25 protein-coding genes and 1 riboswitch are annotated in these 25772 nt (G+C 75.4%); of the genes, 15 read left to right on the forward strand and 10 right to left on the reverse strand.

The genetic code is table 11. The features are described from left to right. The first annotated feature begins 26 nt into the window (after positions 1-26). From FN207_RS19135 to FN207_RS19160, 6 genes are all read left to right on the forward strand, one after another. The gene (locus FN207_RS19135) at positions 27-1901 is read left to right on the forward strand and encodes a 2-oxoacid:acceptor oxidoreductase subunit alpha (protein WP_246066183.1); all 1875 of its coding nucleotides are present in this window, start codon (positions 27-29) and stop codon (positions 1899-1901) included. Further along, positions 1898-2980 (forward strand): 2-oxoacid:ferredoxin oxidoreductase subunit beta, encoded by a 1083-nt coding sequence (locus FN207_RS19140; RefSeq protein WP_246066184.1) that lies wholly within the window; start codon positions 1898-1900, stop codon positions 2978-2980. Before FN207_RS19135 ends, FN207_RS19140 begins: the two co-directional genes overlap by 4 nt. 55 nt (positions 2981-3035) lie before the next feature. Continuing rightward, on the forward strand, positions 3036-4367 hold the full coding sequence (locus FN207_RS19145; RefSeq protein WP_142460036.1) for an MFS transporter: 1332 nt from the start codon (positions 3036-3038) through the stop codon (positions 4365-4367). 41 nt (positions 4368-4408) lie between these two features. Then, on the forward strand, positions 4409-5953 hold the full coding sequence (locus tag FN207_RS19150) for a gluconokinase (RefSeq protein WP_142460037.1): 1545 nt from the start codon (positions 4409-4411) through the stop codon (positions 5951-5953). Between the two features lie 17 nt (positions 5954-5970). Further along, on the forward strand, positions 5971-7434 hold the full coding sequence (locus FN207_RS19155) for a GntP family permease (RefSeq protein WP_142460038.1): 1464 nt from the start codon (positions 5971-5973) through the stop codon (positions 7432-7434). 113 nt (positions 7435-7547) lie between these two features. Next, on the forward strand, positions 7548-9122 hold the full coding sequence (locus FN207_RS19160; protein ID WP_142460039.1) for an FMN-binding glutamate synthase family protein: 1575 nt from the start codon (positions 7548-7550) through the stop codon (positions 9120-9122). 15 nt (positions 9123-9137) lie between these two features. Here the strand turns inward: FN207_RS19160 and FN207_RS26420 are convergent, their stop codons facing one another. The 3 genes from FN207_RS26420 to FN207_RS19170 form a co-directional block, all read right to left on the reverse strand. Beyond that, complete coding sequence (locus tag FN207_RS26420; RefSeq protein ID WP_185938425.1) at positions 9138-9305, reverse strand: hypothetical protein; 168 nt, start codon at positions 9303-9305, stop codon at positions 9138-9140. Positions 9306-9391: 86 nt separating this feature from the next. Further along, on the reverse strand, positions 9392-10015 hold the full coding sequence (locus FN207_RS19165) for an FMN reductase (protein ID WP_142460040.1): 624 nt from the start codon (positions 10013-10015) through the stop codon (positions 9392-9394). Continuing rightward, complete coding sequence (locus tag FN207_RS19170) at positions 10012-11109, reverse strand: LLM class flavin-dependent oxidoreductase (RefSeq protein ID WP_142460041.1); 1098 nt, start codon at positions 11107-11109, stop codon at positions 10012-10014. The genes FN207_RS19165 and FN207_RS19170 overlap by 4 nt, the downstream gene beginning before the upstream one ends. Positions 11110-11395: 286 nt before the next feature. Between FN207_RS19170 and FN207_RS19175 the strand changes: the two genes are divergently transcribed. From FN207_RS19175 to FN207_RS19205, 7 genes are all read left to right on the forward strand, one after another. Continuing rightward, positions 11396-12289 (forward strand): hypothetical protein, encoded by an 894-nt coding sequence (locus FN207_RS19175; protein WP_142460042.1) that lies wholly within the window; start codon positions 11396-11398, stop codon positions 12287-12289. A gap of 149 nt (positions 12290-12438) precedes the next feature. Then, positions 12439-12598: riboswitch (cyclic di-AMP (ydaO/yuaA leader) on the forward strand. 235 nt (positions 12599-12833) lie between these two features. Then, complete coding sequence (locus FN207_RS19180; protein WP_246066185.1) at positions 12834-13778, forward strand: aggregation-promoting factor C-terminal-like domain-containing protein; 945 nt, start codon at positions 12834-12836, stop codon at positions 13776-13778. A 7-nt stretch (positions 13779-13785) separates the two neighbouring features. Further along, complete coding sequence (locus FN207_RS19185; RefSeq protein WP_246066186.1) at positions 13786-14445, forward strand: class I SAM-dependent methyltransferase; 660 nt, start codon at positions 13786-13788, stop codon at positions 14443-14445. A 20-nt stretch (positions 14446-14465) separates the two neighbouring features. Beyond that, the gene (locus tag FN207_RS19190; protein WP_142460043.1) at positions 14466-15119 is read left to right on the forward strand and encodes a TetR/AcrR family transcriptional regulator; all 654 of its coding nucleotides are present in this window, start codon (positions 14466-14468) and stop codon (positions 15117-15119) included. A 77-nt stretch (positions 15120-15196) separates the two neighbouring features. After that, positions 15197-16717: a flavin-containing monooxygenase gene (locus tag FN207_RS19195; protein ID WP_142460044.1), complete on the forward strand. Its 1521-nt coding sequence runs from the start codon at positions 15197-15199 to the stop codon at positions 16715-16717. Then, positions 16717-17556, forward strand: coding sequence for an SDR family NAD(P)-dependent oxidoreductase (locus FN207_RS19200; RefSeq protein WP_142460045.1), 840 nt, complete (start codon positions 16717-16719; stop codon positions 17554-17556). Before FN207_RS19195 ends, FN207_RS19200 begins: the two co-directional genes overlap by 1 nt. Before the next feature lie 76 nt (positions 17557-17632). Next, positions 17633-18022: a hypothetical protein gene (locus FN207_RS19205; protein ID WP_142460046.1), complete on the forward strand. Its 390-nt coding sequence runs from the start codon at positions 17633-17635 to the stop codon at positions 18020-18022. On the opposite strand, the gene FN207_RS19210 is transcribed toward FN207_RS19205, so the two are convergent. Further along, positions 18010-19299: a M18 family aminopeptidase gene (locus FN207_RS19210; RefSeq protein ID WP_142460047.1), complete on the reverse strand. Its 1290-nt coding sequence runs from the start codon at positions 19297-19299 to the stop codon at positions 18010-18012. The two genes, FN207_RS19205 and FN207_RS19210, sit on opposite strands and share 13 nt — an antisense overlap. 85 nt (positions 19300-19384) lie before the next feature. On the opposite strand from FN207_RS19210, the gene argG reads away from it, so the two are divergent. Continuing rightward, the gene (argG, locus tag FN207_RS19215) at positions 19385-20836 is read left to right on the forward strand and encodes an argininosuccinate synthase (RefSeq protein WP_142460048.1); all 1452 of its coding nucleotides are present in this window, start codon (positions 19385-19387) and stop codon (positions 20834-20836) included. A 104-nt stretch (positions 20837-20940) separates the two neighbouring features. Here argG and FN207_RS19220 read toward each other — a convergent pair whose 3' ends face one another. The 3 genes from FN207_RS19220 to FN207_RS19230 all read right to left on the reverse strand — a co-directional run bounded on the left by FN207_RS19220 (position 20941) and on the right by FN207_RS19230 (position 22624). Next, the gene (locus FN207_RS19220; RefSeq protein WP_142460049.1) at positions 20941-21168 is read right to left on the reverse strand and encodes a hypothetical protein; all 228 of its coding nucleotides are present in this window, start codon (positions 21166-21168) and stop codon (positions 20941-20943) included. A 174-nt stretch (positions 21169-21342) separates the two neighbouring features. After that, positions 21343-22203: an arginase family protein gene (locus FN207_RS19225; protein WP_185938426.1), complete on the reverse strand. Its 861-nt coding sequence runs from the start codon at positions 22201-22203 to the stop codon at positions 21343-21345. A 28-nt stretch (positions 22204-22231) separates the two neighbouring features. Then, on the reverse strand, positions 22232-22624 hold the full coding sequence (locus FN207_RS19230) for a VOC family protein (RefSeq protein ID WP_185938427.1): 393 nt from the start codon (positions 22622-22624) through the stop codon (positions 22232-22234). Between the two features lie 23 nt (positions 22625-22647). Here FN207_RS19230 and FN207_RS19235 point away from each other — a divergent pair, with 23 nt between their 5' ends. Then, positions 22648-23523 (forward strand): pentapeptide repeat-containing protein, encoded by an 876-nt coding sequence (locus FN207_RS19235; RefSeq protein ID WP_246066187.1) that lies wholly within the window; start codon positions 22648-22650, stop codon positions 23521-23523. Here the strand turns inward: FN207_RS19235 and FN207_RS19240 are convergent. The 3 genes from FN207_RS19240 to pntB are packed head-to-tail and all read right to left on the reverse strand — an operon-like array spanning position 23468 to position 25769. Further along, positions 23468-23902: a hypothetical protein gene (locus FN207_RS19240; protein WP_142460052.1), complete on the reverse strand. Its 435-nt coding sequence runs from the start codon at positions 23900-23902 to the stop codon at positions 23468-23470. The genes FN207_RS19235 and FN207_RS19240 overlap by 56 nt on opposite strands. A gap of 56 nt (positions 23903-23958) precedes the next feature. Beyond that, positions 23959-24369, reverse strand: a complete 411-nt coding sequence (locus tag FN207_RS19245) for a hypothetical protein (protein ID WP_142460053.1) — start codon at positions 24367-24369, stop codon at positions 23959-23961. Then, the gene (gene pntB / locus FN207_RS19250) at positions 24366-25769 is read right to left on the reverse strand and encodes a Re/Si-specific NAD(P)(+) transhydrogenase subunit beta (RefSeq protein WP_142460054.1); all 1404 of its coding nucleotides are present in this window, start codon (positions 25767-25769) and stop codon (positions 24366-24368) included. The genes FN207_RS19245 and pntB overlap by 4 nt, the downstream gene beginning before the upstream one ends. Positions 25770-25772: the final 3 nt, after the last annotated feature.

Consider the following 25772-nt stretch of genomic DNA (forward strand, 5'->3'; position numbering starts at 1 on the left):
AGCGGAACCCGATGACCGGAGGCACCGTGGCCACCACCGTCAACCCAGGCACGGCACCGCAGCGCCGCGACCGCGTCGTCATCCGGTTCGCCGGCGACTCCGGCGACGGCATGCAGCTGACCGGCGACCGGTTCACCGCGGAGGCCGCCGCGTTCGGCAACGACCTCGCGACGCTGCCGAACTTCCCCGCCGAGATCCGCGCGCCGCACGGCACGCTGGCCGGCGTCTCGAGCTTCCAGCTGCACTTCGCCGACCACGACATCCTCACCCCCGGCGACCGCCCCGACGTGCTGGTGGCGATGAACCCGGCGGCGCTCAAGGCCAACGTCGGCGACCTGCCCGCCGGCGGGGTGCTCATCGTCGACACCGACGAGTTCACGCCGCGGAACCTGGCCAAGGTCGGCTACGCGACCAGCCCGCTCGACGACGCCTCGCTCGAGCCGTTCACGGTGCACGAGGTGGCGATGACGTCGCTGACCACGGCCGCGCTCGAGCCGCTGGGCATCGGCAAGAAGGACGCCGAGCGCAGCAAGAACATGTTCGCCCTCGGCCTGCTGGCGTGGATGTACGGCCGGCCCACCGAGGGCACCGAGCGCTGGCTGCGGGACAGGTTCGCCCGGCGCCCGGAGATCGCCGAGGCCAACGTGCTCGCCTTCCGGACCGGGCACGCCTACGGCGAGACCACCGAGGCCTTCGCCGTGACCTTCGAGGTGGCGCCCGCCGTGCTGCCCGACGGCACCTACCGGCAGGTCAGCGGCAACACCGCGCTGGCCTACGGGCTCGTCGCCGCCGCGCGCCGGGCGGGGCTGCCGCTGTTCCTCGGCAGCTACCCGATCACCCCGGCGTCGGACATCCTCCACGAGCTGTCCCGGCTCAAGCGCTTCGGCGTCACCACGTTCCAGGCCGAGGACGAGATCGCCGGCATCGGCGCCGCGCTGGGCGCGGCCTACGGCGGCGCCCTGGGCGTGACGACGACGTCCGGACCGGGGCTGTCGCTGAAGTCCGAGGCGGTCGGGCTGGCGGTGATGACCGAGCTGCCGCTGCTCGTCGTCGACGTGCAGCGCGGCGGGCCCTCGACCGGGCTGCCCACCAAGACCGAGCAGGCCGACCTGCTGCAGGCGGTGTTCGGCCGCAACGGCGAGGCGCCGGTGCCGGTGGTCGCGCCGTCGTCGCCGGCCGACGCCTTCGACGTCGCCGTCGACGCCGCCCGGATCGCGCTGACCTACCGCACCCCGGTGCTGCTGCTCTCCGACGGCGCGATCGCGAACGGCTCCGAGCCCTGGCGGGTGCCCGAGGAGGACGACCTGCCCGACCTGACGGTCGAGTTCGCCGCCGCGCCCAACGGCCCCGACGGCCGCTTCCTGCCCTACGCCCGCGACCCCGAGACCCTCGCCCGGCCCTGGGCGGTCCCCGGGACGCCGGGCCTGGAGCACCGGATCGGCGGGCTGGAGAAGGCCGACGAGACCGGCGACATCTCCTACGAGCCGGCCAACCACGAGCGGATGGTGCGGCTGCGGCAGGCCAAGGTCGACGGCATCGCCGTCCCCGACCTCGAGGTCGACGACCCGACCGGGGACGCGCCGGTGCTCGTGCTCGGCTGGGGCTCGACGGCCGGGCCGATCGGCGCCGCCGTCCGCCGGCTGCGCACCGCCGGCCACCGGGTGGCCCGGGCGCACCTGCGCCACCTCGTGCCGCTGCCGGGCAACACCGAGGCGGTGCTGCGCTCCTACCGCACCGTCGTCGTGCCGGAGATGAACCTCGGGCAGCTGGCCTTCCTGCTGCAGGGCCGCTTCGCCGTGCCGGTGGAGTCCGAGACCAAGGTGGCCGGGCTGCCCTTCGGCGCCGCCGAGCTCGCCGCCCGCCTCACCCCCTACGTGACCAAGGAGCAGGTGACCGCGTGACCACCGACCTCGGCATGCCGGCACTCGGCGGCCTCGACCTCGTCCCCGCCGCCGACGGCCCGCAGAAGGCGAAGGACTACACCAGCGACCAGGAGGTGCGCTGGTGCCCCGGGTGCGGCGACTACGCCGTGCTGGCCGCCGTCCGCTCGTTCCTCCCCACCCTGTCGATCCGCCGCGAGAACACGGTGTTCGTCTCGGGCATCGGGTGCTCCTCGCGGTTCCCGTACTACCTCGACACCTACGGCATGCACTCCATCCACGGCCGCGCCCCGGCGATCGCCACCGGCCTGGCGGTGTCGCGGCCGGACCTGTCGGTCTTCGTGGTCACCGGCGACGGCGACGCGCTGTCGATCGGCGGCAACCACCTCATCCACGCGCTGCGCCGCAACGTGAACATGACGATCCTGCTGTTCAACAACCGGATCTACGGGCTGACCAAGGGCCAGTACTCGCCCACCAGCGAGGTCGGGAAGGTCACCAAGTCCACGCCGCTGGGGTCGGTCGACCACCCGTTCGACCCGGTCGCGCTCGCGCTGGGCGCCGGCGCCACGTTCGTCGGCCGGGCGATGGACTCCGACCGCAAGGGCCTGTCCGCGGTGCTCGAGGCCGCGGCCCGGCACCGCGGCTCCGCGCTGGTCGAGATCTACCAGGACTGCCCGATCTTCAACGACGGCAGCTTCGACGTCCTGCGCCGGCCCGACGACGCCGAGTCCCGCGTCATCACCGTGCGGCACGGCGAGCCGGTCACCTTCGGCACCGACGGCCGCTGGGCGGTGGTCCGCCGCGGCTTCGACCTCGACGTCGCGCCCACCGCGGAGGTGGCTCCGGAGGACGTCGTCGTGCACGACGCCACCGACGCCGGCCTGGCGTACGCGCTCGCCCGGCTGACCGGGCAGGACCTCGGACACGCGGTGTTCGGCGTCCTCCGGCAGGTGCAGCGATCCACCTACGACGACCTCAGCCGCGCCCAGGTGCAGCAGGCGGTCGAGTCCGGGGACGCCGACCTGGGCGCGCTGCTGCACGGCAGCGACCCGTGGACGGTGCGCGACGGCGTGGTGACGACGGCGGCCGCGCGGTGAGGTGACTCACCGCGGTCCCGGGAACACATCGCGCGCGGACGCTGTCGTCCTCTGGGTGACGCCCCCGACCGACGCCCGCACCCCGCTGCGCGCCTACGCCGTCTGGCTCACCGCGCTCGCCGCCTACGTCGTCGCCGTCTTCCACCGGGCCTCCCTCGGCGTGGCCGGGGTGGAGGCCCAGGAGCGGTTCTCCGCCGGTGCGTCGGCCATCTCGCTGTTCCTCGTGCTGCAGCTGGCCGTCTACGCCGGCCTGCAGGTGCCCGTGGGCGTGGCGCTGGACCGCTTCGGGTCCCGCCGGCTCGTGCTCGCCGGCGGCCTGACGATGGCCGCCGGGCAGCTGGTCCTCGCGCTGGCCACCGACGTCCCCACCGCCGTCGCCGCGCGCGTGCTGGTGGGGGCCGGCGATGCGATGACGTTCATCAGCGTGCTGCGGGTCGTGGGCTTCTGGTTCCCCGGGCGCACCGTCCCGCTGATCACCCAGCTCACCGGCATCCTCGGCCAGGTCGGGCAGATCCTCGCCGCCTATCCGCTGGTCGCGCTGCTGCACGCGGCCGGGTGGCGGAACACCTTCCTCGGCGCTGCCGCCGTGGGCGTGCTCGTCGTCGTCCTGGTGCTGACCACGCTGCGCGACGCCCCGCCCGGCGTGGCCACCGCGCCGCCGGCGGGCATGGCCGAGGTGCGGCGCAACCTGCTGCTGACCTGGCGGGAGTCCGGCACGCGGATCGGCCTCTACACCCACCTGGTCACCCAGTTCTCCGGCACGGTCTTCGCGCTGCTGTGGGGCTATCCCTTCCTCGTCGTCGGGCAGGGGCTGTCCCCGGCGTCGGCGGCCGGGCTGCTCACGCTGCTCGTCGTCGTGGGCATGGGCGTCGGGCCGGCGCTGGGCCGGCTGTGCGGGCGCTGGCCGCTGCGCCGCTCGGTGCTGGTCCTGTCGATCCTGGCGCTGACCGCCGGCACGTGGACCGTCGTCCTGCTGTGGCCCGGGCGGGCGCCGCTGTGGCTGCTCGTGTGGCTGGTCGTCGTCCTCGGCACCAACGGGCCCGGCTCGATGATCGGCTTCGACTTCGCCCGCACCTGGAACCCGGCCGAGCGGCAGGGCAGCGCCAGCGGCGTGGTCAACGTCGGCGGGTTCGTGGCCTCGCTGCTGACCATCCTCGCGATCGGCGCGGTGCTCGACGTCCTCACGCCCGGCGCCTCGACCGACTACGACCTGGGCGCCTTCCGCGCCGCCTTCGCCGTCCAGTACCTGTTCTGGGCGATCGGCCTCGTCGGCGTCCTGCGGCACCGCCGGGCGCTGCGCGAGCGGCTCGCGCGCGACGGCGTCGTGCTCGCCCCGCTGGTCACCGCGGTCAGCGCCCGGCTGCGTGGCGGCTCCGCCTACCGCTGACCGGTCGCGGCGGCCTCCCTCCTACCGGCAGGATCGCCGCCATGGACGTCGTGGTCGGGCTGGACAGCGGGACGACGGCGACCAAGGCGGTCACGGCGGGCACCGACGGGCGGGTGCGCGACCTGGTCAGCGTCGGCTATCCGCTGTCGGTGCCGGCGCCGGGGCGCGCCGAGCTCGACGCGCAGCGCCTGGCCGACGCCGCCGTCGAGGCCCTGGCCGCCGTCTCCGCCGCCGCCCGCGAGCGCGGCGACCGGGTGGTCGGCATCTGCCTGTCGGCCGCCATGCACGGCCTGGTCCCCATGGACGACGACGGCCGTCCGCTCGGCCCGGTCGTGACCTGGGCCGACGACCGTGCCGCGGGCTTCGCCGAGGCCCTGCGCGCCGACGGCCGGGCCGGCGGCCTGCACACCCGGACCGGGACGCCGGTGCACCCGATGTCGCCGCTGCTCAAGCTCGCCTCGCTGCGCGCCGAGGACCCCGACCGGCTCGCGTCGGTGCCGCGCTGGGGCGGGGTCAAGGAGCTCGTGGTGTCGGCGCTGCGCGGCGGGCCGCAGGTGCTCGACCGGTCCTGCGCCTCGGCCACCGGGCTGTACGGGATCCGCAGCGGCACCTGGGACGCCGAGGCGCTGCAGCTGGCCGGTGTCCGTCCGGAGCAGCTGGGGGAGGTCCTGCCGACGACGACGGTGCTCGAGGGCCTGCGCCCCGAGGTCGCCGCGGCCACCGGGCTGCCCGCGGACACCCCGCTGGTCCTCGGCGCCTCCGACGGCGTGCTGGCCAACCTCGGCATCGGCGCGGTCCGCCCCGAGGTCGCCGCCGTCTCGCTGGGCACCAGCGGTGCGATGCGGGTGGTCGTCCCGGCGCCGACGGTCGACCCCGCGCACCGGCTGTTCTGCTACGCGCTCACCGACGACCACTGGGTGGTCGGCGGCGCGGTCAACAACGGCGGCTCGGTGGTGCGCTGGGCGTCGCACGCGCTGGCCGGCGGGGAGGGCGTGACGGGGGAGGACGCCGACGACCTCGACGCGCGGCTGCTCGAGGAGGCCGCGGGGGTGCCGGCCGGCAGCGCCGGGCTGCTGTGCCTGCCCTACCTGCTGGGGGAGCGGGCGCCGTGGTGGCGCTCGGGCCTGCGCGGCGCCTACGTGGGGCTGCGCCGCGAGCACCGGCGCGGGCACCTGGTGCGCGCCGCCGTCGAGGGCGTGTGCCAGCAGCTGGCCCTGGTCCGCGACGCGTTCTCGGCCACCGGCCTGCCCGTGCGCGAGGTGCGGGCCACCGGCGGCGCGGTCGCCTCCTCGCTGTGGGTGCGGACGCTGGCCGCGGCGCTGGACCTGCCGGTGCGGGTGGCCGACTCGCCCGAGGGCACCGGCCTGGGCGCGGCCCTGCTCGGCCTGCACGCCCTCGGTGCGCTGCCCGACCTCGACGCGGCCACCGCGCTGGTCGGCGTCTCCGACCCCGTCGCGCCCGACCCCGCGACCGCCGACCTCTACCGCCGGATGCGCCCGCTGGTCGAGCAGTCGGCCCGCGCGCTGGCCGACGTCCTCACCACGCTCGACGCGCTCGACGACACCCCGTCGGGCAGCCCCGCCTGAACCCAGGAGGAACCGTCATGCCCGAGGTCGAACCGGCGCTGGGCGCCGGCCCGCTGCTGCTCATCGCCGCCGCAGCGGTGGGGCTCCTGCTCTTCCTCATCATGAAGCTGAAGCTGCACGCCTTCCTGGCGCTCATCCTCGTCAGCCTGCTGACCGCGCTGGCCACGCGGATCCCGCTCGCGGACGTCGTCACCACGCTGACCACCGGGTTCGGCGCCACCCTGGCCAACGTCGCGCTGCTCGTCGGGCTCGGCGCGATGCTCGGCCGGCTGCTCGAGCACAGCGGCGGGGCCCAGGTGCTCGCCGACACCCTCATCGCCCGCTTCGGCGAGAAGCGCGCCCCGCTGGCCCTCGGCGTGGCCGCGCTGCTGTTCGGTTTCCCGATCTTCTTCGACGCCGGGCTCGTGGTCTTCCTGCCGATCGTGTTCACCGTCGCCCGCCGGCTGGGCGGCTCGCTGCTCACCTACGGGCTGCCGGTCGCCGGCGCCTTCGCGGTGATGCACGCCTTCGTCCCCCCGCACCCGGGGCCGGTCGCCGCCGCGGAGCTCATCGGGGCCGACATCGGGCTGGTCCTGGTCTTCGGGCTGCTCATCGGCCTCCCCACCTGGTACGTGGGCGGCTACCTGTTCGGGCTGTGGGCCGGCCGCCGCTACGACGTCGCGGTCCCGCCGTCCGAGGAGGACGACGCACCGGCGACGCCCGAGGCCCCGGAGGGGACCGTGGCCGGCACGGCGCCCGGGACGGCGGGGGCCTCCGGTGGTCGGCGCACGGAGACGGTCACCCGGCCGGCGCCCCCCGGATTCGGCACGGTGCTCGGCATCCTGCTGCTGCCGCTGGTGCTGATCTTCCTCAACACCGGGCTGACCACGCTGGCCACCGCGGGTGCGCTGGACGAGTCCTCGTGGGTGGTGCGGACCGGTCAGCTCCTCGGCGCCACCCCGGTGGCGCTGCTGATCACCGTGCTGGTCGCCATCGTGGTGCTCGGCCGCCGGCGCGGGGAGAGCGGCGCCGAGGTGGAGTCGGTCGTCAACAGCGCCCTCGGCCCGGTCTGCGCGATCATCCTGATCACCGGCGCGGGCGGCATGTTCGGCGGGGTGCTGCGCGCGAGCGGCATCGGCGAGGCGCTGGCCGACGTGCTCAGCGACATCGGCCTGCCGGTGATCGTGGCCGCGTTCGTCATCTCCGTGGTGCTGCGGGTCGCCCAGGGGTCGGCGACGGTCGCCCTCACCACCACCGCCGGCCTCATCGCGCCGGTCGTCGAGGCCACCGGCGGACTGTCCTCGATCGACCTGGCACTCATCGTCATCGCGATCGCCGGCGGCGCGACCGTGCTCTCCCACGTCAACGACTCGGGCTTCTGGCTGGTCAGCCGGTTCTTCCAGATGGACGAGAAGACGACGCTCAAGACCTGGACGGTCATGGAGACGCTGCTCGGGACGATCGGCTTCGCGCTGGCGCTCCTGCTCAGCCTCTTCCTGTAGCCACCGCCTGGGACGACCGCCGTCCGCGTCCCGTGCCCGTCCGGGACGCGGACGGCGCCGTTCCGGGCCACGATGACGGACCAGACCGCAACGGCGCGGGAAGGGAGCTCGTCATGAGGGGTGCGGCGCGGGCCGCGGTGGCCGGGCTGGGCGCGGTGGCGGCGGTGGCCGCCCGGGACCTCGTGCAGCGGGAGCACACCCTGTTGCGCAACTTCCCGGTGCTGGGCCACGCCCGCTACCTGCTGGAGTCGATCGGCCCGGAGTTGCGGCAGTACCTGGTGGCCGGCAACAACGAGGAGCGCCCCTTCACCCGCGACCAGCGGCGCTGGGTGTACGCCTCGGCCAAGGGCGAGAACAACTACTTCGGGTTCGGCACCGACAACGACCTCGAGTACACGGCCGGCTACCCGGTCATCAACCACCGCACCTTCGGCCGGGCCGTCCCGCCGTCGCACCCGGCTTCGGCCGCCGACGTCGCGCTGCCCTCGGCGAAGGTCCTCGGCGGCCCGCGCGGGCGGGCGCGGGCGTTCCGCCCGGCGTCGGTGGTGAACGTGTCGGCGATGAGCTTCGGGTCGCTGTCGGGTGCCGCCGTCGAGGCGCTCAACCGCGGCGCGGCGCTGGCCGGGTGCCTGCACAACACCGGCGAGGGCGGCCTGTCGGTGCACCACCGGCACGGCGGGGAGCTGGTGTTCCAGATCGGCACCGCCTACTTCGGCTGCCGCGACGAGCGGGGCCGCTTCGACCTCGACCGGCTCAAGGACCTCGTGGCCGGCGCGCCGGTGCGGGCGCTGGAGGTCAAGCTCAGCCAGGGCGCCAAGCCCGGCCTCGGCGGCGTGCTGCCCGCGGCGAAGGTGTCGGCGGAGATCGCCGCGGCCCGCGGGGTGCCGGAGGGCGTGGACTGCGTCAGCCCGTCGCGGCACGCGGAGTTCAGCGACGTCGACAGCCTGCTCGACTGGGTGGAGCTGCTCGCCGCCGAGACCGGCCTGCCGGTGGGCATCAAGTCCGCCGTCGGCGACCTGTCGTTCTGGGACGAGCTCACCGAGCGGATGGCGACCACCGACCGCGGCGTGGACTTCGTGACCGTCGACGGCGGCGAGGGCGGCACGGGCGCCGCGCCGCTGATCTTCACCGACTCGGTGTCGCTGCCCTTCCAGCTCGGCTTCGCCCGGGTGTACTCCGCCTTCGCCCGCCGCGGCCTGGCCGAGCGGGTCACGTTCATCGGCGGCGGCAAGCTCGGCCTGCCCGACAACGCCGTCGTGGCCTTCGCCCTGGGCTGCGACATGGTCAACATCGCCCGCGAGGCGATGCTGGCCATCGGCTGCATCCAGGCGCAGAAGTGCCACACCGACACCTGCCCGACCGGCGTCGCCACGCAGAACGCCTGGCTGGCGCACGGGCTGGACCCGGCGCTGAAGTCCGTCCGGCTGGCCAACTACGTGGCCACGCTGCGCCGCGACCTGCTCAAGGTGGCCGAGGCGTGCGGCGTCGAGCACCCGGGGCTGATCGACACCGGCTCGGTCGAGGTGCTCACCGGCCGGACGGCGTCGACCCCGCTCGGTGAGGTCTACGGCTACGCGCCGGACTGGGGACTGCCCTCGGCCGCCGACCGGGCGGAGATCGCCCGGATCATGACCGCGGACGCGCCCCAGGGCGGCTCGGCGACCCCGTCGGAGGACGCGGTCGGCTGAGCCGCCCCGGGCACGTCAGGCGGCGTCGCTCTCCGGGACGGTCTGGAGGACGGCCGGCCGGCCGACCACCACCACCGGCCCGTCGCAGTTCCAGCAGCGCGGGTCGTCCCCGCCCTCGTCCGCGTCCCGGCCGCCGACCTCGCACGGCGCGCACGTCCAGATGACCTCGACCCGGTGTTCCACCGACGGCTCCCCGGCTCTCCCTCCGTGGCCACCGGCTGTTCGATGCCGCGCGGTGGATACCCCCGCGCGGCGGCGTCGAACCGGGGTCAGGCCTCGCCGCGGAGGAGCTGCTCGAAGGAGGGGACGTCGGCGAACGGGTCGGCCGGGCGGGCCGACGCCGGCCGGCCGGTGACGACGTCGGCCAGCTCGCCGGCGGCGCGGGTGATCCGCCCGCTCAGCTCCGCGCTGGTGCCGTCGCCGCCGGCCCAGTCCTCGCTCGCCGCGAACACCGCCGTCGGCACGGTGACCGCCCGCAGGTAGCTGAACAGCGGCCGCATGGCGTGCTCGAGGACCAGCGAGTGCCGGGCGGTGCCGGCGGTGGCGGCGAGCAGGACGGGCTTGCCGGTGAGCGCGTCCTTCTCCAGCACGTCGACGAAGGACTTGAACAGGCCGCTGTAGGAGGCGGTGAACACGGGAGTGACGGCGATCAGCGCGTCCGCGCCGGTCACCGTCTCCACCGCCGCGCGCAGCGCCGCGTTGGAGAAGCCGGTGACGAAGGCGTCGGCGACGTCGCGGGCGTGCTCGCGCAGCTCCACGACCTCGACGGTGGCGTCCTCGCCCCGCTCGCGCAGGGCGGCCACGGTCGCCGTCGTCAGCCGGTCGGCCAGCAGCCGGGTCGACGACGGGACCGACAGGCCGGCGCTGACGACGGCCAGGGTGCGGGTGGTCACGCGGACACCTCCTCCGGGGTGTTCTGGCGGGCGGCGACGCGAGCGGCATGGGTGGGGGCGTCGGGCACGTGCGCCGGCTTGAGCGCGGCGAACTCCTTCCGCAGCACCGGCACGACCTCCTCGCCCAGGATGTCGAGCTGCTCGAGCACGGTCTTCAGCGGCAGGCCGGCGTGGTCGACGAGGAACAGCTGCCGCTGGTAGTCACCGACGTAGTCGCGGAAGCCGAGGGTGCGCTCGATGACCTGCTGCGGGCTGCCGACGGTCAGCGGCGTCTCGCGGGAGAAGTCCTCCAGCGACGGGCCGTGCCCGTACACCGGCGCGTCGTCGAAGTAGGGCCGGAACTCCTCGACGGCGTCCTGGCTGTTCCTCCGCATGAACACCTGCCCGCCCAGGCCGACGATCGCCTGGTCGGCGCTGCCGTGGCCGTGGTGCTCGAAACGCGAGCGGTAGAACTCGACCATCCGCTGCGTGTGCTCCTTGGGCCAGAAGATGTGGTTGGAGAAGAAGCCGTCGCCGTAGTAGGCGGCCTGCTCGGCGATCTGCGGGGAGCGGATCGAGCCGTGCCACACGAACGGCGCGACGCCGTCCAGCGGCCGCGGGGTCGAGGTGAAGCCCTGCAGCGGCGTGCGGAACCGGCCGGACCAGTCGACGACCTCGTCGTCCCACAGCCGGCGCAGCAGCGCGTAGTTCTCCACCGCCAGCGGGATGCCGTTGCGGATGTCCTGGCCGAACCAGGGGTAGACCGGGCCGGTGTTGCCGCGGCCGAGCATCAGGTCGACGCGGCCGCCGGCGAGGTGCTGCAGCATCGCGTAGTCCTCGGCGATCTTCACCGGGTCGTTGGTGGTGATCAGCGTGGTCGACGTCGACAGCTGCAGCCTCTGCGTCTGCGCCGCGACGTAGGCCAGCGTGGTGGTGGGGGAGGACGAGAAGAACGGCGGGTTGTGGTGCTCGCCCAGCGCGAAGACGTCGAGCCCGACCTCCTCGGCCTTCCTCGCGATGGTGAGGACGGCCTGGATCCGCTCCGCCTCGCTCGGCGTGCGGCCGGTCGTCGGGTCGGTCGTGATGTCGCTGACCGTGAAGATCCCGAACTGCATCTCGTCTCCAAGTGGTTGAGGGCTCAACTGCTGTCCGGCGCAACCGTAGCGGGCCGCTTGTTGTTCCCCGGCCGGCGTGCCCCGGCCGCCGTGACCTCCCCGATACCGGGCGACTGCGCGCGGTGACCGGACCGGCACGGCCGGCTCGTCCCACTCCGGGCGCGCCGGGACGCGCCGGAGCGGCGGGCCGCGCGGGGGTCCGGGGTGGGAGATCGTGATCACTCCCGACGGTGCCGACCGGGCCGGCGGGGGTCCGGATCGGACGGCGCACCGAGGGGGAACCGGGATGTCGCAGCGGGCAGGAGCCCCGACGGGGGACGGCGGGACGGCGGGGACGGGCGGCCCGCCCGCGTCGCGCCGGCCGAGCGGGCTCGACGGCCTGCTGGGGACCGGGCCGGTGTTCACCGGTGCCGTCCGCGGCTACGACCGCACCCAGGTCGACGACTACGTGTCCTGGGCCGAGACCGAGATGCTGGTCCTGCGCCGCGAGAACGACCACCTGCTCAGCCGCTACGCCGCCGCCTCCGCCGAGGTGCAGAACGCCCGCCGGCGGCTGGCCCAGCTGGTCCGCGAGCGGCAGTCCCTGCCCGGGCCGGAGGACGCCCTCGCCCTGGTGCGCCGGGCCGAGCAGGAGGCCGCCGCGGTCACCGCGGCCGCCGAGGAGGAGGCCGGGCGCGTGCGCGCCGAGGCGCTCACCGAGGCCGCGGCCCGGCTGTCGGGGGTGGCCGAGATGCGCGAGGCGGTGATCGCGCTGCGCGAGCAGACCCGCAGCGAGGCCGCCGCGGTGCTCGAGGCGGCCCGCCGCGAGGCCGCCGAGCTGGGCCGGGCGGCCGCGGCCGAGCGCGAGCGGCTCGACCGGGAGGCCGCCGAGGCGCGCGCCCGGGCCGACGCCGAGGCGGACGAGCGGCGCCGCGCCGCGGAGGCCGAGCTGCAGCCGCTGCGCGACGAGCGCGACGAGGCCCGCGACTGGCTGCGCCGGCTGACCGGCCAGATCGACCAGGCCCTCGCCGTCGTCGCCGGCGTGCTCCCCGACGACGTCCCGGTCCTGGCCGACAAGCGCGAGGCGGTGCGTGCCGAGGAGGCCGCCGGCCCGTCCGGCGCGGCCGCGCGGACGGCCGACGTGTCCGACGTGACACCGCTGCACGGGCCCGGCCGGCCCGAGGTCGCCGCGGCCTCCTGACCAGGAGGGACGCGGGGGCGGGTTCCGGACCGCCCCGGTCCGCACCAGCCGTCACGGCCGTCCCGCGGGCCCCTGGAGTTGTCACGATCCGGTAACGCCCGTACGGTCGCTGGCGTCCGGCTGGTCGTCTGGTCCCCTCCGGGGAGCTCGGCCGGACGCCGCCGAGTCGTGTCCGTCCCGCGGACGCGAGCCGGGGACCCACCGCAGTCCTGGGGTGAATCGCGCCCGCCGAGCCGTGCTCGGTGCCGCGTAGGGCTTCTTCCCGCCCGAACCCGTCAGCTAACTCGGTAGGCGGCTCACGGAAGAACGGAGCGTCTCCGCATGCCCCGCCTCCGGGCCCCCGCGGCCCGCAGGTGCAGCCGCCCGCGCACCCAGCGCACCCCCGCGTCCTCCTGACGCCGGCTCGCCCCTGCCCGCCGCCCTCAGCGCTGCCATCCGCACCGCCGGGGACCCGCAGTCCGTGACACCCGTAGACCGCCCGCGTGCGCCTGCCCCGACCGGGGTGGCTGTCGCGCGCACTCTCCCTCGGAGCACCCACCCCCTCATGTCCCGCCGCACCCCCGACGCGCCCGCCACCGCGGAGCTTGCCACCACCTCCCCCCACGCCGAGACCCGCGAGCTGCCCGTCCCGGGCGCCGACACCGCTGACGCCACGGCCGAGGTCCCGGCCCCCCGCCGGTCCCGCCGTCTCCCGTCCGGCTCGCGCCGCCCGGCCCTGCTGCTCGGTGCCGCCGCCGCCGGCGCCCTCGTCGTCGGCCTCGTCTCGACGGGCGGCCCCGCCGCCTCGGCCGGCACCGACACCGTCAGCGCCTCGGTGAGCGTCGCCGAGGAGCTCGGCATCCCGCAGTCGCCGGTCGCCGGTCGCTCGCCGTACGCCCCCGACCTCGCGCCGCTGCAGGACGTCGCCGCCTCCCGCAGCGAGCGCAGCGCCGCGGAGGCCAGCGCCGCCCAGGCCCAGGCCGCCGCCGACCAGGCCGAGCTCGACCGCCGGGCCGCCGAGGAGGCCGCCCGCATCGCCGCCGAGCAGGAGGCCGCCCGCGTCGCCGCCGAGCAGGAGGCCGCCCGGGTCGCCGCTGAGCAGCAGGCCGCCGCCGAGGCCCAGGCTGCCGCCGAGGCCGAGGCCGCCGCGCAGGCGGCGGCCGCCAGCCAGGCGGCGACCGCGCCCGCCGCGAGCAGCTCCTCGAGCTCCAGCTCCGCCCCGCGCGGCTCGTTCAAGGACTACGCGCTGAGCAAGGTCGGCAGCGCCGAGCAGTTCAGCTGCCTGGAGAACCTGTGGGGCAAGGAGAGCGGCTGGAACCCCACCGCGCAGAACCCGAGCAGCACCGCGTACGGCATCGCGCAGTTCCTCGACTCGACCTGGGCCAGCACCGGCATCGCCAAGACCTCCGACGGCTACCGCCAGATCGACGCCGGCCTGATCTACATCGAGGAGCGCTACGGCTCGCCGTGCGCGGCGTGGGCGCACTCGCAGGCGAACAACTGGTACTGATCCGCAGGTGACTCCAGGAGGGCCGGCCACCCGGGTGGTGCCCGCGGGCTTCGTCCGCGCGCACACCCAGGTGCGCCGGCCCTCGCTCGTCCCCGAGGTCCGGCTGCACGTGGCCGACGACGTCGTCGCCCTGTGGGAGGCGATGGAGACCGCGGCCGGCGGCGCGGGGGAGGAGCCGCCGTTCTGGGCGGCCGCCTGGCCCGGCGGGCAGGCCCTGGCCCGCTGCCTGCTCGACGCGCCCACGACGGTCGCCGGCCGCACGGTGCTCGACCTCGGCTCGGGCAGCGGCCTGGTCGCGATCGCCGCCGTCCTCGCCGGCGCCCGCCGGGTGCTGGCCAGCGACGTCGACCCCTTCTCGCGGACGGCCGTGGGCGTCAACGCCGGCCTCAACGGCGTCCGCGGCATCAGCGTCACCGGTGACGTGCTCGACCGCGAGCCGCCCGCCGTCGACCTCGTCGTCGCCGGGGACGTCTGCTACGACCGGGAGATGACCGGGCGGGTGCTGCCCTTCCTCGACCGGGCGCGGGCCCGCGGCTGCGAGGTGCTGATCGGCGACCCCGGCCGGCCGTACCTGCCGCACGGGCGCCTGGAGGCGGTGGCCGTGTACGAGGTGCCCGAGACCGAGGGGCCGGGGGTGCGCCGCACCACGGTCTGGCGGCTGCCCTGACCCTGGGTAGGGTCGCCGCCGTGGCCGCACCGCTCCCCACCGGGCCCGGCGGCAGCCGCGGGCGCCGGGCGCGCCGGCCCTCCGGCGACGACCGCGAGCGCGCCATCCTCGCCACCGCCGAGGACCTCCTCGGGCAGCGGCCGCTGGCCGACATCTCGGTCGACGACCTCGCCCGCGGCGCCGGCATCTCCCGGCCCACCTTCTACTTCTACTTCCCGTCCAAGGACGCCGTCGTCCTCGCGCTCCTCGACCGGGTGGTCGAGGAGGCCCGCGAGTCGCGCTCGGCGGCGCTGCGGCGGGCCGGCGACGACGTCCGGGCGAGCTGGCGCGGCGCGCTGGAGGCCGTCCGCAGCACCTTCGCCGCGCACCGGGCGCTGACCGCGGCGGCCGCCTCCCTGCTGGCCACCAGCGCCGAGGTGCGGGCGCTGTGGGCGGCGGTCATGGACGGCTTCGTCGAGGAGACCGCGGCGGCCATCGAGGCCGAGCGCGCCCGGGGAGCTGCGCCGGCCGGGCCGCCCGCCCGCGACCTCGCCGTCGCGCTCAACTGGATGAACGAGCGCGTCATCCACGTCACCTACGCCGGGCAGACGCCGGCGCTGGCCGAGGACGACCTCGTCGACGTGCTGCTCACCGTCTGGCTGCGCACGGTCTACGGCAGCGACACCCCGCGCTGACCCGACTGGGCGTCGACGTACTCGACACCGTGTCGAGTACCGTGGCCCGGGTCACCCCGGCCGCGACAGGGAGAGCCATGACGCAGTCCGTCCCCACGGAGACCACCACCCGGCACGTCGACGTGCTGATCGTCGGCGCGGGCCTGTCCGGGATCGGCGCCGCCTGCCACCTGCAGCGCGAGCTGCCGGGCAGGAGCTACGCCGTCCTCGAGGCCCGGGAGGCCATCGGCGGCACCTGGGACCTCTTCCGCTACCCGGGCGTGCGCTCGGACTCGGACATGTTCACCCTCGGCTACTCGTTCCGGCCGTGGTCGGAGCCGCAGGCCATCGCCGACGGCGCCTCGATCCGCGAGTACGTCCGCGACACCGCGCGCGAGTACGGCGTCGACGAGCACATCCGGTTCTCCACCCGCGTCGTGGCCGCCGAGTGGTCCACCGCGGACTCGCTCTGGACGGTCACCGCGCAGCGCACCGACACCGGGGAGACCGAGACGTGGACCTGCTCGTGGCTGTCGGTCTGCTCCGGCTACTACCGCTACGACCAGGGCTACCGCCCCGACTTCCCGGGTGAGGAGCACTTCCGCGGGCAGGTCGTGCACCCGCAGCACTGGCCCGAGGACCTCGACTTCGCCGGCAAGCGCGTCGTCGTCATCGGCAGCGGCGCCACCGCCGTCACCCTCGTCCCGAGCATGGCCGCGACGGCCGCGCACGTGACGATGCTGCAGCGCACGCCCACCTACGTCGTCAGCCTGCCCGGCCGCGACGCGCTGGCCGAGAAGCTGCGCCGCCGGCTGCCCGACCGCGTCGTCTACCCGGTCGTGCGGTGGAAGAACGTGCTGGTGTCGATGGCCTCCTACCAGCTCAGCCGCCGCAGGCCCGAGGTCATGAAGCGGGTGCTGGCCAAGGCCACGGCCAAGCAGGTGCCCGCCGACCTCGACGTCGCCACCCACTTCGCGCCGCCCTACGACCCGTGGGACCAGCGGCTGTGCGTCGTCCCCGACGGCGACCTGTTCCGCGAGCTGCGCAGGGGGACGGCCTCGATCGTCACCGACCGCATCGCCTCCTTCGACGAGACCGGCATCCGGCTGGAGTCCGGGCAGCACCTCGACGCCGACGTCATCGTCACCGCGACCGGGCTCAACCTGCTGCCGATCGGCGGGATGGCGTTGACCGTCGACGGCGAGGCCGTGGACCTGTCGAAGACGGTGTCCTACAAGGGCTTCATGGTCTCCGGCGTGCCGAACTTCGCCATGACCATCGGCTACACCAACGCCTCGTGGACGCTGAAGGCCGACCTCGTCGCCCGCTACGTCTGCCGGCTGCTGACCCACCTGGAACGCAACGGCTACGCCGCGGCCACCCCGCTCGCCCCGGCCGAGGGCGGCGTCGAGCCGTTCATCGGGCTGTCGGCCGGCTACGTGCGGCGCAGCCTCACCGCGCTGCCGCAGCAGGGCGCGCGGGCGCCGTGGAAGCTCTACCAGAACTACGTCCGCGACGTGCTGCTCATGCGGCGCGGCCCGGTCGAGGACGAGGGCATCCGGTTCACCCGCCCGGTCCGCGAGCGCGCCGGGGTTGCGGCCGGGGAGAGGGCGGCCTGATGCGGTCGTTCGGCTTCACCGGCACCGCCGTCGTCACCGGCGCGGCCAGCGGCATCGGCGCCGCGCTGGCTCCGCTGCTGGCCGCGCGCGGGATGGACCTCGTGCTCGTCGACCGCGACGGCGAGCGGCTCGACGGCGTCGCCGCGTCGCTCCGGTCGGCCCACCCCGCCCGCACGGTCGATCCCGTCGTCGCCGACCTCGCCGACGCCGGGCAGCTGCGGGAGGCCGCCGACCGGGTCGTCGCCGGACACTCGGGGACGACGCTGCTGGTCAACAACGCCGGCGTGGCGCTGGGCGGCCGCTTCGACCAGGTGACCCTCGAGGAGTTCGAGTGGGTCATGGACGTCAACTTCCGCGCCGCCGTCCGGCTCACCCACGCGCTGCTGCCCACGCTGAAGGCGCACCCCGGCGCGCACCTGGTCAACGTCTCCAGCCTGTTCGGGCTCATGGCCCCGGCCGGGCAGGCGGCCTACTCGTCGAGCAAGTTCGCGATCCGGGGGTTCACCGAGGCGCTGCGCCACGAGCTGGCCGAGGACGGCGTCGGCGTGACCAGCGTGCACCCGGGCGGCATCGCCACCCGGATCGCCGAGACCGCCCGCGTGGCCAGCGGGGTGGACGCCGCGGAGGCCGAGCAGGGCAAGCGCGAGTTCGCCAAGCTGCTGCGCTACCCGGCCGACCGCGCCGCGCAGCGGATCGTCGAGGCGGTCGAGAGGCGCCGGCCGCGGCTGCTCATCGGCGCCAGCGCCGTCGTCCCGGACGTGCTCGTGCGCCTGGCGCCGGGCTCCTACGGGAAGGTCCTCGCCGCCGCGACCCGGCTGGCGGGTCTGCGGCGCGCCTGACCCCGGTCCGCGCCAGACTGGGTGCGGTCCCGCCGACCCCGGCGGGCCGGGCCGGGTTCTGGATCGGGAGGCGCGTGTGAGCGAGTCGGAGGACAGGCCCCGCGACGGCGGGCTGGTGGCACGGTCGGTCGAGGAGTTCGTCGCGCAGCTGCGCGGGTTCACCGACCGGGCGACCCGGCTGGCGGCCGGCGCCGTCCCGTCGGGTCTGTCGCTGCCGCGGCTGCCCTCGCCGCCGGGCGCGATGTCGGCGGCGCAGGTCCGCTCGATCGCGGCGTCGGTCAAGGCGCAGCGGCAACTGATCGAGGGCCTGGTCGGCCAGCTGCAGGCCTTCGACGAGCAGCTCGCCGTCTTCGAGCGGATCCTCGACCCGCTCGTCGAGTGGAGCTCGACCTGGGCGCGGCTGGAGGAGTCCTTCGCCGACGTCGTCCGCCGCAACCCGCCGGACGCCGGGCCTCAGTCGGAGTAGCAGGCGGTCAGCGCGGCCACCACCAGCGGGACGTCGAGGGCCGAGGCCAGCTCGCGGCAGGAGTGCATCGCGAGCATCGGCGCGCCGACGTCGACGGTCGCCAGGCCCAGCCGGGTGGCGGTCAGCGGGCCGATCGTCGAGCCGCAGGGCAGGTCGGCGCGGGAGACGAAGAACTGGACCGGCACCCCGGCCTCGGCGCACCGCTCGGCGAACCAGCCGCCGCTGACCGCGTCGGTGGCGTAGGCCTGGTTGGCGTTCACCTTCACCACCGGGCCGCCGCCGAGCTGCGGGGCGTGGGCGGGCTCGTGCCGGTCGTAGCGGGTCGGGTGGACGGCGTGCGCCATGTCCGACGACACCAGTCGGGACCGCGCGATCGTCCGGGCCCGCGCCTGCGGGTCGCCCGGGTCGGTGACGGCGACCAGCCGGCCGACGACGTCCTCGAGGAAGCTGCCGCGCGCGCCCGACATCGAGCCGCTGCCCACCTCCTCGTGGTCGTTGGCCACCAGCACCTGCGTGCGCGCGCCCGGCGCCGCGGCGACGAGCGCGGTCACCCCGGCGTGGCAGCTGCCCAGGTTGTCCAGCCGCGGCGCGGCGATCCACGTGCCGTCGGCGCCGGTGCTGCCCGCCGGCTGGGTGTCGGCCAGCACCAGGTCGTGCCCGACGACGTCACCGGCGGCCACCCCGGCGGCCGCGGCGACGGCCTCGGTCAGCCCCGGCTCGGTGTCCAGGTCCCGTGACCACACCGGGACCAGGTGCCGCTGCGGGTCGAGGGTCAGCCCCTCCCGGACGCCGCGGTCGAGGTGGATGGCCAGCGACGGCAGCCGCAGCGGAGCGCCGTCGAGCCGGACCAGCGCCGTCCCGCCGCCGCGCAGCGCGACCCGCCCGGCGACGGTCAGCTCCCGGTCCAGCCAGGTGTGCCACAGCCCGCCGCCGTAGGGCTCGACGCCGACCAGGCGGTAGCCGGCCTGCCGGACGTCGGATCGCGGCCGGACCTTGAACGTGGGGGAGTCGGTGTGCGCGCCCACGATCCGCATCCCGGCCTCGGCGAGCGGGGCGCTGCCCAGCCGGAAGGCGACCAGGCTGCCGGAGCGGACCACGAAGTGCGCCGCGCCAGGGGACAGCGACCAGGCGTCGGCCTCGGCCAGCTCGGTGAAGCCGGCGGCGGTCAGCCGCCGGGCGAGCTCGGCGACGGCGTGGGACGGCGAGGGCGAGGCGTCGACGAAGGCGCGCAGGTCGTCACCGAGGGACAGGTCGTCACCGGGGGAGAGGTCGGGCACCGGCCGATCCTCCCCCGGAACCCCTCCCGGCCTCGCGGACCCCCCGGTCGTGAATGGTCATGCGTCGTCGTGCATAATCTCTCTCGTGTCCAAGGTGCTCACGTCCCTGCCCGTCGGCGAACGCGTCGGGATCGCCTTCTCCGGTGGTCTCGACACCTCCGTGGCGGTCGCCTGGATGCGCGACAAGGGCGCGGTGCCCTGCACCTACACCGCCGACATCGGCCAGTACGACGAGCCCGACATCGACTCGGTGCCCGGCCGGGCCGCCGCCTACGGCGCGGAGATCGCCCGGCTGGTCGACTGTCGCGAGGCGCTGGTCGAGGAGGGGCTGGCGGCCCTGACCTGCGGCGCGTTCCACATCCGCTCCGGCGGGCGCAGCTACTTCAACACGACGCCGCTGGGCCGCGCGGTCACCGGCACCCTGCTGGTGCGCGCGATGCTCGAGGACGACGTCCAGATCTGGGGCGACGGCTCGACGTTCAAGGGCAACGACATCGAGCGCTTCTACCGCTACGGCCTGCTGGCCAACCCGTCGCTGCGGATCTACAAGCCGTGGCTGGACGCGCGCTTCGTCGAGGAGCTCGGCGGGCGCAAGGAGATGTCGGAGTGGCTGACCGCCCACGGCCTGCCCTACCGGGACAGCACGGAGAAGGCCTACTCCACCGACGCCAACATCTGGGGCGCCACCCACGAGGCCAAGCGCCTGGAGCACCTCGACGCGAGCATCGAGATCGTCGAGCCGATCATGGGCGTCCGGTTCTGGGACCCCGCCGTCGAGATCGCGACCGAGGACGTGACGATCGGCTTCGCCAACGGGCGGCCGGTGTCGGTCAACGGCAAGGAGTACGCCTCCGCCGTCGACCTGGTGCTCGAGGTGAACGCCATCGGCGGCCGGCACGGGCTGGGCATGTCCGACCAGATCGAGAACCGGGTCATCGAGGCGAAGAGCCGCGGGATCTACGAGGCGCCGGGCATGGCGCTCCTGCACGCCGCCTACGAGCGGCTGGTCAACGCCATCCACAACGAGGACACCCTCGCGACCTACCACTCCGAGGGCCGGCGGCTGGGCCGGCTCATGTACGAGGGCCGGTGGCTCGACCCCCAGGCGCTCATGCTGCGGGAGTCCCTGCAGCGGTGGGTGGGCATGGCGGTCACCGGCGAGGTCACCCTGCGGCTGCGCCGCGGCGAGGACTGGTCGCTGCTCGACACCACCGGCCCCGCCTTCAGCTACCACCCGGACAAGCTGTCGATGGAGCGCACCGACGACCCCGCGTTCGGCCCGACCGACCGGATCGGCCAGCTGACGATGCGCAACCTCGACATCGCCGACTCCCGCGCCAAGCTCGAGCAGTACGCCGCACTCGGCATGGTCGGCGGTGGCGGTGAGACGGCGGTCATCGGCGCGGCACAGGCGGCGGCCACCGGGCTCATCGACACCATGACCGAGGGCGGTGCCGAGGCGATCGCCGGCCGCGTCGTCGCCGGTGTGGACGACGAGGCGCTCGACCGCGCCGCCATGGAGGCCGGCAACGACTGAGAGGCGTCCCGCGGGTCGTGCCCTCCGCCGGTGTCCCTGAGCGGTCCGCCCAGGGACACCGGCCCGGCCGTCGGGTGGAGGGGCGATCCCGCGCCCCGGTCACGTCAGCGGCGCGGCAGCCCGATCAGGAGGTCGTCCTCCTCCGACCGGCGGGGCCGGTGGGGGCCTCTGCCGGTGGCCTGCCGCACCGTCCGCCACTGGCCCGGTGCCCAGGCGCGCGTCAGCAGCCCGTCCTCCGTCAGCGCGACCAGGGCTCCGCTCTCCGTCGCGAGCAGTCCGGCCTCGATCTCCTCGTCCCCGCCGTCCGTGCCCTGCACCGTCCAGATCGGCATCCCGCGCTCCCCCTCTCCGGGCACCGCTCCTCGGCGCCCGATCCGGAAAGACAACGGGGCCCGGCGGGCGGTGACAAGGGCGCCTGGGCGCGTCATCGCTGTGTGTCAGCGGAACGGCATGGGGCGAAATCATGCGAGGTGGGACCGGGGAGCACCGGCCCGCCCCGCACCCCGTCAGCCGGCGAGCCCGGCGACCACCTCCAGCAGCTCGAGGGCGGTGTCGCGCAGGCGGCCGGCGGGGTCGAACGACGGGTCGTAGGACGCCAGGGTCGCCGACCCCAGCGGCGCCGCGGCGGCCGCCCGGCGGGCGATCCGCAGCACGTCGGCGGCGGACAGCCCGTCCGGGGCGGCGTAGCCGTTGGCCGGGGCGATCGAGGGGTCGTAGACGTCGAGGTCCACGTGCAGGTGGACGACGTCGACCCGCGGGGCGAGCGCGGCCAGCGCGTCGTCGACGGCGGCCGGGTCGCGGGCCTGCTCCGGCCGCAGCCAGCGCAGCGCCGACCCGTCGAGCGCGGCCAGCTCGGGCGGGTCGAGGTCGCGGGCGCCGACGAGGACGACCTGCTCCTCCGGCAGCGGCGCGGACCCCGGCACGGTGCCGGTGGCCGCCCGCCAGCACCGCCCCAGCACCATCGCCAGGCCCTGCCCGTCCAGGTAGGCGCCGGGGTCGACGTCGGGGGTGTTGAGGTCCCCGTGCGCGTCCAGCCACAGCAGCCCGACCCGCGCGCCCCGCGCCTGCAGCGCCGCGACCATCCCGAGGGTCAGGTGGCAGTCCCCGGACAGCAGCAGCGGCAGCTCCCCGCCGGCGTGCGCGGCCGCGGCCGACCGGGCCACCGCACGCTGCAGCTCGAACGCCGTCCGCAGCTCCGCCTGCCAGTCCGACGACGGCCCCAGCACGACCTCGGTCACCCGGGACCCGCGCGCCCGCAGCCGGTCGGCGGCGCCCGCCCGGAGCAGCGCCGTCGGTCCGGCGCCCATGCGGGCGCCGGGCACGCCGGAGTCCCAGGCGGCCGAGAGGAGACGGACGGGCACGGCCACGGCGCGAGTCTGCCCCGGGACGCGGGGCTCAGCCGGGCGGGCGGACGTCGGTCCGCAGCGGATGGCCGGCGGGGACCTCGACCAGCACGAGCGCGACGCCGTCGGGGTCCTCGACGGTCGCCTCCCGCAGCCCCCACGGCTGCAGCACCGGCTCCGCGACGACGGGGACGCCGGCCGCGGCCAGCCGGGCGACCTCCGCGGCGAGGTCGCGCACCTGCAGCCACAGCGCCAGCCCGCGCGGGCGCTCGGCGGCGCGGCCGGACACCTCGAGCAGGCCGTTGCCGAGGAAGAACACCAGGCCGCGGTGCCTCGGCGGCCCGAACTCGCGGTAGACGGCCAGCCCGAGGACGTCGCGGTAGAAGGCCTGGGATCGGTCGGGGTCGGTCGGCCGCAGCAGGACGCGGCTGCTCAGGACGTCCACGCCTGCCCGCATACCCTCGATCGGTGACCTCTCCCGTGACGGCCGGCCGGCGACGGGACCTGACCGCCGACTGCTCGTCCTGCGCCGGGCTGTGCTGCGTGCTGCCGGCCTTCGCCGCGTCGGCCGACTTCGCCATCGACAAGCCCGCCGGGCGGGCCTGCGTCCACCTCACCGGGGACGCGCGCTGCGGCATCCACGCCGACCTGCGGCAGCGCGGCTTCCCCGGGTGCACGGTCTTCGACTGCTTCGGCGCCGGCCAGCGCCTGGTGGCGGTCGCGGCGGTCGAGCAGCCGGCCGCCGACCCCGGCGTGGCCGCGGCCTTCCCCGTCCTGCGGCAGCTGCACGAGCTGCTCTGGTACCTGACCGAGGCCGGCGCCCTGTCGCTGCCGGCGGACCTGCGCGGCGAGGTCGCCGCGGCCCTCGACCGTACGGACCGGCTGGCCGCCGGGACGCCGGACGAGCTCGCCGCCGTCGACGCCGCCGCGGTCCGGGCGGAGGCCGGCGAGCTGCTCGGCCGGGTCAGCGAGGCCGCCCGCGCGGGCCGCCGCGGCCGCGGCCGGGACCGGCGGGGCGCCGACCTGGTGGGCGCCGACCTGCGCCGGGCCGACCTGCGCGGGGTCAGCCTGCGCGGCGCCTACCTGATCGGCGCGGACCTGCGCGGCGCCGACCTCACCGCCACCGACCTGCTCGGCGCGGACCTCCGCGCGGCCGACCTGCGCGGCGCCGACCTCTCCGGCGCGCTGTTCCTCACCCGCCCCCAGGCGGCCGCGGCCCGCGGCGACGGCGGCACCCGACTGCCCGCCGCGTTCGAGCGCCCGGCGCACTGGCCGGCCGGCGTGCCCGTCAGAGGGGCTCGTCCGCATCCTCGGGGCGGCCGCGGCGGCGCAGCAGGCCGGTGACCCCGGCGACCCGCGACTGCGCCTGACGGATCGTGGCGATCATCGGCATGAGGTCGTCGTCGATCGTGCGGATGATGTCCGGGACCTTCTCCACGGCGGGGTCGTCGAGCACCCGGCCGACCCGCTCGAGCCCCGGCTTGAGCGCCCGCACCGGCTCCTCCAGCTCCCCGACGAGGTCCTCCAGCCGCTCCGCGGTGCGCTGGGCCGAGGAGATGGCCGACGTCGCGGTCGAGGTCGCGGCGATCAGCTCCCGGACCGCGCCGTTGAGCTCGGTGAGGGTGCGGGGCAGCTGGGCCAGTGCCTCGGTCTGCGCCTGCAGGGCGGTCAGCAGCTCGGTGAGGCCGGGGATGCGGGGCATGCCGAGGCGGAAGGGGTCCACGACCGCAACCGTCGCGCCCCCGCCGTCGCCACCGCAACCGCAGGCACCCGGACGGCTCAGCCGGGCAGCACCTCGCGCCACTGCCTCCCGGCGGCCCGCCCGCTGCGGACGTCGGCCAGGCCGCGCAGCGCGTCGATGTCCTGCAGTGCCGTCGGGGGCAGGGTGCCGCTGAGCAGCCCGAAGACGCCGACGCCGCTGGCCAGCATCGACGGGTGCGGCGGCGGCATCCCGTTGGGCCGGACGAAGGTGACCTTCCACCGCTGCCCGGCCGCCGTCAGCTTCAGCCCGCCGCCGAACCACCACCACGGCCACGAGACGTCGGTGACCTGCGACAGCGGGACGTCGAACACCGGGGTGTCGCTGACGAAGGTCAGTCCGCCCTGCGCGGTGGCCAGGTAGCCGGGCACGTTGCGCAGCCCGCCGATCAGCCAGGCCGGGGACACCAGGGCCCCGCCGGGGAGGCTCACAGCGCCCTCAGGATGTCCTCGACGCGCTCGCGCGCGTCGCCGAAGAGCATCCGGGTGTTCTCGCGGAAGAACAGCGGGTTCTGCACGCCCGCGTACCCGGTGCTCATCGACCGCTTGAAGACGACGACGTGCTCGGCCTCCCACACGTGCAGCACCGGCATGCCGGCGATCGGGCTGCCGGGGTCGGCGGCGGAGGGGTTCACCGTGTCGTTGGCGCCGATGACGAGCACGACCGACGTCTTCGCGAAGTCGTCGTTGATCTCGTCCATCTCCAGGACGACGTCGTAGGGCACCTTCGCCTCGGCCAGCAGCACGTTCATGTGCCCGGGCAGCCGGCCGGCCACCGGGTGGATGCCGAAGCGCACCTCGACGCCCTTGTCGGTGAGCGTGCGGGTGAGGTCGGCGACGGCGGACTGCGCGTGCGCCACCGCCATCCCGTAGCCGGGGGTGATGACGACCGAGTCGGCGTCGCGCAGCAGCTGCGCCACCTCCTCGGCGGAGATCTCGGTGTGCTCGCCGTCGACCGCGGCCGCCGACGTGCTGCCCTCGTTGCCGAAGCCGCCGGCGATGACCGACAGGAAGGAGCGGTTCATCGCCTGGCACATGATGTAGCTGAGGTAGGCACCCGAGGAGCCGACCAGCGCGCCGGTGATGATCAGCAGGTCGTTGTCGAGCAGGAAGCCCGACGCCGCGGCCGCCCAGCCGGAGTAGCTGTTGAGCATCGAGACGACGACGGGCATGTCGCCGCCGCCGATCGAGGCGACCAGGTGCCAGCCCAGCGCCAGCGCCAGGACCGTCAGCCCGGAGAGGACGCCCAGGCCGGGGGAGACGACGAACACCACGGTGAGCGCCGCGAAGACCGCCAGCGCGCCGAGGTTGAGCGCGTTCTTGCCCGGCAGCACGAGGGGGTTGCTCTTGATCCGCCCCGACAGCTTGAGGAAGGCGACGATCGAGCCGGTGAAGGTGACCGCGCCGATGAAGACGCCGATCGCGACCTCGGCGGAGTGGATGCCCACCGGCAGGCCGAGCTCCTCGGCCTCCCCGGCCGGCGCGCCCTCCACCGAGAGGTAGCCGTTCCAGCCGACGAGCACCGCGGCCAGGCCGACGAAGCTGTGCAGCAGCGCGATGAGCTCGGGCATGCCGGTCATCTCGACGATGCGCGCCCGCCAGAGGCCGATGGAGGCGCCGAGCACCATCGCGACGACGATCAGCCCGACCGACAGGGCGTCGCCGTTGCGCCAGGCCAGCCCGATGGTGGCGACCAGCGCGATGGCCATGCCCGCCATGCCGTACGCGTTGCCGGTCTTCGCGGTCTCGTGCCTGCTCAGCCCGGCCAGGCTCAGGACGAACAGCAGGCCGGCGACGATGTAGGCCGCGGAGGCGGCGGTGGTGGCGGTCACGGC

The organism is Geodermatophilus aquaeductus (genome assembly GCF_900182545.1).
Lineage (GTDB): Bacteria > Actinomycetota > Actinomycetes > Mycobacteriales > Geodermatophilaceae > Geodermatophilus > Geodermatophilus aquaeductus.

Excerpts from the sequence above, each read along its gene's own strand:
- FN207_RS19195 (WP_142460044.1), top strand. The coding sequence starts at position 15,197 with ATGACGCAGTCCGTCCCCACGGAGACCACCACCCGGCACGTCGACGTG.
- FN207_RS19155 (WP_142460038.1), top strand. The coding sequence starts at position 5,971 with ATGCCCGAGGTCGAACCGGCGCTGGGCGCCGGCCCGCTGCTGCTCATC.
- FN207_RS19160 (WP_142460039.1), top strand. The coding sequence starts at position 7,548 with ATGAGGGGTGCGGCGCGGGCCGCGGTGGCCGGGCTGGGCGCGGTGGCG.
- FN207_RS19220 (WP_142460049.1), bottom strand. The coding sequence starts at position 21,168 with ATGCCGATCTGGACGGTGCAGGGCACGGACGGCGGGGACGAGGAGATC.
- FN207_RS19200 (WP_142460045.1), top strand. The coding sequence starts at position 16,717 with ATGCGGTCGTTCGGCTTCACCGGCACCGCCGTCGTCACCGGCGCGGCC.
- FN207_RS19170 (WP_142460041.1), bottom strand. The coding sequence starts at position 11,109 with ATGCAGTTCGGGATCTTCACGGTCAGCGACATCACGACCGACCCGACG.
- FN207_RS19180 (WP_246066185.1), top strand. The coding sequence starts at position 12,834 with ATGTCCCGCCGCACCCCCGACGCGCCCGCCACCGCGGAGCTTGCCACC.
- FN207_RS19175 (WP_142460042.1), top strand. The coding sequence starts at position 11,396 with ATGTCGCAGCGGGCAGGAGCCCCGACGGGGGACGGCGGGACGGCGGGG.
- FN207_RS19150 (WP_142460037.1), top strand. The coding sequence starts at position 4,409 with ATGGACGTCGTGGTCGGGCTGGACAGCGGGACGACGGCGACCAAGGCG.